Below are 3301 nucleotides of genomic sequence, written 5' to 3' on the forward strand. Positions count from 1 at the left end.
TCAGCTTTAGTCCTCGTTTGAAATCGCAATTATAGCCGCAGACAAGGATCCCTATCTGATGACTGATGCAAAAATCGAGGATATAGCGGGCTGTCTTGCGAAGGATGTCCTGCATCCGGAAATGGCGTTTCTTCGCTAACTGACAGAGCTGATTCGTCGTCTTCTGGCCCTGTTTGGCGGCAATGCTTTGGAGTCTGGCTTTGCGTTTGTTCCAATACTGGTTGATAGATTTGAGTTTACGACCGTCCATGAGGAACGACGTCCCCGTATTGGTAACGCAGGCGGCCAGATTGTCCAGGCCCAAGTCGATAGCCAGGACACGGTCTGACGAGGTTTTCACCGGTTCCGAGTCTTCTAGGTAGCAATACTGAATCTTGAAATACCGTCCGCCATACATGGGACAGATGCGGACTTCCTTGATTTTCTTCTCCTTCAGCCTGTCGGGAACAGGAATCCGAATCCGATGGCCGTTATGGGTTTTCGCATATTCCCGGCTCATCGGTACCGTCAGGAAGCCCTTTTTAATGTTGATGGCATTCGTCGATAAGACGAGAGGGAACCGTCCCCCTTTTTCACGATAGTGTGGCAGACGGACATCTTTCGACCGATAGTCACCGGATTTGACTTTATGCAGAAGACTGAAAAAAGAACGAAAACTACGGTCGGCCATCTTCAATATCTGCTGGGCAACACCGGCCTGCAACAAGCCATAGTTTTCATTTTTCTTGCAGATGGGGTAATTTTCTTCGTACTGCAAGAATTGCTGGGTATCGAAGTAATGCTGTCGAATCGTATAGACCGCTACGTTATACAAATTATTGCTATATTGGCACATTTCCCGGAGCATCGTATACTCTTGTTTCGACAAGCCGCGGATGACATTCGATTGCGTCAAGTACATTTGGGATTCACCTCCTCTGTTATCTACCATTATACCCTAGCCTAGGTGAAAAGGCTAAGACGGAAAAGACATAGGGGGGATTTCGCAGGCATCGAACCTGCGAAATTCATCGTTATTGATGCCCTACCTAAGAGAAAGGAGTCTTCTGGCGAAACTGGGATAAACTTTAGGACCAGAATAGCGTAAAACGTAAAACTTTACGTATCCATCCCAATGTGCGGTTTTAAAAAGCCCGTTTTCTTGATGAAATTTTTAAAAATATCAAGAAAACGGGCTTTACAAGTTTCCTGTACGTGGTATACTATGCTCAACTCCCACGCGGAGCGGACTTTTATTATATCCATAAAGAATACGGAAAGATTCCGATAGAAGGGAAGCGTTTATATATGGCAACACAGTTCAACCCGGTTACGCCAGAATTATTAGCAGAATTACGTCAGGTCGTCGGTGATAAATACGTCAAGACGGACGAAGATTATTTGGAAAGATACCAGACAGACGAAGAAGGGAACTCCCATTATTTCCATAAACCGGAAGTCGTCGTCTTCCCGGGCTCGACGGAAGAAGTGGCCGCTATCGTCAAATTGGCCAATAAGTACCTCGTTCCGATTACGCCGCGCTCGGCTGGTTCCGGTGTTGCCTGTGGTGCTATTCCTGTTTATCACGGCATGGTCGTCGAATTGGAACGGATGAATCAGATCCTCAAATTCGATGCCGACAATATGTATGCCGTCTGCCAGACTGGCGTCATCACTGGGGACTTGCAGCGTGAAGCTGCCAAACACGGCCTCCTCTATGCCGGGGACCCGTCCAGTGCCGACAGCAGCATGATCGGCGGCAACGTCGCCAACAATGCCGGCGGCAATAAAGCCGTTAAATACGGCACGACGCGCCATCAGATCTACAGCCTGAAAGTCGTTACGCCGACAGGGGACATCCTCGACGCCGGTGCCCGCCTCAAGAAGAGTTCTACCGGCCTCTGCCTGGAACAGCTCTTTGCCGGTTCCGAAGGCACGCTGGGCATCATTACGGAAGTCACGGTCAAACTCCGTCCCATGCCGCCGTATGCCTTCAATATGGTCTGCGTTTTCAAGACCGATGAAGAAGCCTTTGCCCTGCCCAATAAGATCCTCAAAGCCGGCATCGACCCGACGAGCATCGAATTTATGGACAATGAAGCCCTGCGCATGACCTGCAAATTCCTGGACATGAAAATGCCTCATGTCGACGAAGGCTGTGATTACGTCATCGTCACGGTCGAATCGTTCAGCGAAGACGACTCGGACCGCAAGATGGAACAGCTCTGCGACTTGGCGGAAGCCAACGGCTCGATCGACGAATTTGAAGCGGATAAACGGATTTGGACTCTGCGCAAGCAGTTCGCCGAAGCCGCCCGCGACGTTGACAAGATGTTCCAGACGGAAGACTTCGTCGTCCCCTTGGACAAGATTCCGGAAATCACCAAACAAATTCCGGAACTGCGCGAAAAATACGACCTCTACTGCGTCACGGTTGCTCACATCGGCGATGGTAACATCCACGTCCTGCCTCTGAATGCCAAAGGCTTGTCGCCGGAAGAATGGTTCCAGAAGATCAAGGCCTTCCATCGCGACCTCTTCCCGCGCGTCTATGCCCTGGGCGGCAAGATGTCCGGTGAACACGGCATTGGCTATAAGAAATTGGAAGAATTTGCCCTTTGCACACCGCAGGCGGAACTTAACGTCATTAAAGCCATCAAGAAGGCTTTGGACCCGAATAACATCATGAATCCTGGAAAATTAGTAGAAATCGGCTAATTATTTCATAGAGGGGAAGTCAAATTGCAAAGACGGCAACGATTATATTCATAATAATCGTTGCCGTCTTTTTATATCCCGAGTTTGACACTTTTGAAAATAAAAAATGCTCACAAAGAGCGTGGTTGTGCGCTCTGTGAGCATTTTTTATTTGGTTTTAATGTGTGCTATATTTTTTTCACTGTTATTTTAATTTTTTTGAGTTCTTTATCGTTGCTCGCATAGCCGCTTGAGTCATGAATTCATAGTCGGTCCTGAACCCGAAAAGTTCATGCAACTCATCGGTCAATGCCGTTCTTTTATAAGCAGGGACATATCCGTTGGTTTTGCTTAGTCGAGTTATTGTCATGCAACTCAGGGTCTTTAATATCTGGTTGCAGGTATATTTTTCATTTAATTTTTTCTCTAACAATCGGTAGACTAACAGGCTCATGTAACAGGTCAGGAAGTGCGCTTTAATACGATCTTCCCGACGAACGAATACAGGCCGGGCTTCGAATTCAGATTTCATGATCCGAAAATTCTCTTCAATTTCCCAGCGTCGCCGGTTAATCTTCAGAATCTCTTCTGGATTTCCAATGATGTTTGTAATGACGGCGTAGAA

3 protein-coding genes are annotated in these 3301 nt (G+C 47.7%); 1 reads left to right on the plus strand and 2 read right to left on the minus strand.

Annotation, left to right across the window (positions count from 1 at the left end; genetic code table 11):
- Nucleotides 1-901, minus strand: a 901-nt coding sequence (locus NM10_RS12445; protein ID WP_020311890.1) for an RNA-guided endonuclease InsQ/TnpB family protein, incomplete at its 3' end; no start/stop codon positions are given.
- 386 nt (nt 902-1287) lie between these two features.
- Between NM10_RS12445 and NM10_RS12450 the strand changes: the two genes are divergently transcribed.
- On the plus strand, nt 1288-2697 hold the full coding sequence (locus tag NM10_RS12450; protein ID WP_020311891.1) for an FAD-binding oxidoreductase: 1410 nt from the start codon (nt 1288-1290) through the stop codon (nt 2695-2697).
- Between the two features lie 184 nt (nt 2698-2881).
- On the opposite strand, the gene NM10_RS14860 is transcribed toward NM10_RS12450, so the two are convergent.
- A partial coding sequence (locus NM10_RS14860) for an IS1634 family transposase (protein ID WP_020311892.1) occupies nt 2882-3301 on the minus strand: 420 nt, incomplete at its 5' end.

The sequence above is a fragment of the Megasphaera sp. NM10 genome, assembly GCF_000417505.1.
Lineage (GTDB): Bacteria > Bacillota > Negativicutes > Veillonellales > Megasphaeraceae > Megasphaera > Megasphaera intestinihominis.